The organism is Stenotrophomonas sp. HMSC10F07 (assembly GCF_001807895.1).
Taxonomy (GTDB): domain Bacteria; phylum Pseudomonadota; class Gammaproteobacteria; order Xanthomonadales; family Xanthomonadaceae; genus Stenotrophomonas; species Stenotrophomonas sepilia.
In genome coordinates, this window is sequence record NZ_KV791384.1 from 1 (window position 1) to 2,308 (window position 2,308).

Below are 2,308 nucleotides of genomic sequence, written 5' to 3' on the forward strand. Positions count from 1 at the left end.
CCAAGGACGGGTTTACGGCGTCTCCCGCAACCGGGCCCACCCCGCCTCCCCACAGAAAACCAGCTTCTGCCGTTGCCGTTGCCGTTGCCGTTGCCGGCCAGCGGCCGGCACTACCGCGGGTGCAGGGCGCAGCCCAGCCTGACCCCCTTCAGCATCCATGTCCGAATGTGGCGAGTATCGCCGCCCGCGCGGGCCTAGACTGGCGCCATGGACTCCCCTCTCGCCCTCGACACCGCCGCCTGCGACCGCGCCCGCCTGGCCCGCGACGCACGCTTCGACGGCGTGTTCTTCACCGCCGTGCGCAGCACCGGCATCTATTGCCGCCCGGTGTGCCCGGCACCGCCGCCGAAGCCGCGCAACATCACCTACTTCCCCACCGCCGCGGCCGCCGCGGCCGCCGGGTACCGCCCCTGCCTGCGCTGCCGCCCGGAATTGGCACCGCAGGCCCAGCAGGCCCTGGCCGGACAGACCGTGCAGCGCGCACTGGCGCTGATCCACGGCGGCTTCCTGCAGGAGCAGCCGGTGGCCGATCTTGCAACGAAGCTCGGCCTCAGCGCGCGCCAACTGCAGCGCCTGTTCGTCGAACATCTCGGCGCAACGCCCGGGCAGATCCACGCAACCCATCGCCTGTTGCTGGCCAAACAGTTGCTGACCGAAACCACGCTGGCGGTGACCGACGTCGCGCTGGCTGCCGGCTACAACAGCCTGCGCCGCTTCAATACCGCGTTCCTGCAGGGCTGCGGGATGGCGCCGACCGCCCTGCGTCGCCAGCATCAACCGTTGGCTGCAGATGATGGCGGCCTGGTGCTGCGCCTGGGCTACCGTCCACCACTGGACTTCCCACGCATGCTGGCCTTCCTGCGCAAACGCAGCCTGCCCGGCATCGAACTGATCGGTGAAGACAGCTACCAGCGCGTATTGGGCGCGCCGGAGCGCCCCACCCTGCTGCGCGTCACCGCCGATTCGAAGCGCCCGGAACTTCGCCTGCAATTGGGCGCGGTGGATCCGCGCTTGATCCCTGACATCGTGCGCCGCGTGCGTCGCGTGTTCGATCTGGATGCCGACCTGCAGCAGGTGCATGCCGCGCTGGGCGAAGAACCGCTGCTCGCGCGTGGCATCGCCGAACGCCCCGGACTGCGCGTACCCGGCGGCTGGGATGGTTTCGAGGTGGGCGTACGCGCGGTGCTCGGGCAGCAGGTCAGCGTGGCCGCGGCCACCACCTTCGCGCGGCGCCTGGTCGACGCCTATGGCGCGCACCTGCCGGGCATGCCATCCGACTTCGATCGCCAGTTTCCAGCGCCCGAGGTACTGGCCGAGGCGCCTCTGGAATCGATCGGCCTGCCGCGCAGCCGCGCCGCCACCGTGCGCGCATTGGCCGCCGCCTGTGCCAGCGGCCGGCTCGACTTCGGGCCCGGCCAGGCCTTGGAGGAATTCGTTGCGCGCTGCGTTGCACTGCCCGGCATCGGCCCCTGGACCGCGCAGTACATCGCCCTGCGTGGCCTCGGCCAGCCCGATGCCTTCCCGGCCGGCGACCTTGTGCTGCAGCAGGTGCTCGGCCATGCGCAGGGCCAGCGCCTGAGCGAACGCGCGACCGAAGCGCGCTCGCAACCCTGGCGCCCGTGGCGCGCCTACGCGGTGCTGCACCTGTGGCACCTGTCCGGCACGTTCGTTGGAGAACCGACATGACCCTGTTGTTCGATCGTTTCGACAGCCCGATCGGCGTGTTGACCATCGCCGGTGACGAGCGTGGTCTTGCGCACGTGCTGTTTCCGGAGAACCGTCACCCCGCACGCGGGCGCGACGGCTGGCATTACGCACCGGATGCACTGCCGGAGGCACGCGAACAGCTGCTGCAGTTCCTGCACGGTGAACGCAGCCGGTTCGACCTGCAGCTGGCACCACGCGGCACGCCGTTCCAGCTGCGCGTGTGGCAGGCGCTGGCGTTGATTCCGTTCGGCCAGACCTGGAGCTATCTGCAGTTGGCGCAGCACCTGGGCCAACCCAGCGCGACCCGCGCGGTGGGCGCGGCCAATGGCCGCAATCCACTGCCAATCATCCTGCCCTGCCATCGCGTGATCGGCAGCAATGGCGCGCTGACCGGATTCGGCGGCGGGCTGGAAACCAAGGCCGCGCTGCTGCGGCTGGAACAGCGCCAGGCCCCGCTGTTCGCCTGAGAGGGCCGGCCGGGCTGCGCCCGGCACCCGCAGAGGCAACGGCAAGGTCAAGAGCCAATACAGCTCCGATTTTCTACGCGTTGGGTGGGGCGGTATGGGTGGGCAGGACACGCCGTAAACCCATCCATGGGGGC

General features: G+C 70.1%; 2 protein-coding genes. Both read left to right on the forward strand.

Annotation, left to right across the window (positions count from 1 at the left end; translation table 11 throughout):
• Positions 1-207: 207 nt before the first annotated feature.
• The gene (locus HMPREF3114_RS10445) at positions 208-1,686 is read left to right on the forward strand and encodes a DNA-3-methyladenine glycosylase 2 family protein (RefSeq protein WP_053501265.1); all 1,479 of its coding nucleotides are present in this window, start codon (positions 208-210) and stop codon (positions 1,684-1,686) included.
• Entirely contained in the window at positions 1,683-2,174 is a 492-nt protein-coding gene (locus HMPREF3114_RS10450; RefSeq protein WP_005415806.1) for a methylated-DNA--[protein]-cysteine S-methyltransferase, read from the forward strand. The genes HMPREF3114_RS10445 and HMPREF3114_RS10450 overlap by 4 nt, the downstream gene beginning before the upstream one ends.
• Positions 2,175-2,308 lie beyond the last annotated feature (134 nt).

Bases quoted from the DNA above. Each gene is read 5' to 3' on its own strand.
- HMPREF3114_RS10450 (WP_005415806.1), top strand. From the start codon at position 1,683: ATGACCCTGTTGTTCGATCGTTTCGACAGCCCGATCGGCGTGTTGACC.
- HMPREF3114_RS10445 (WP_053501265.1), top strand. From the start codon at position 208: ATGGACTCCCCTCTCGCCCTCGACACCGCCGCCTGCGACCGCGCCCGC.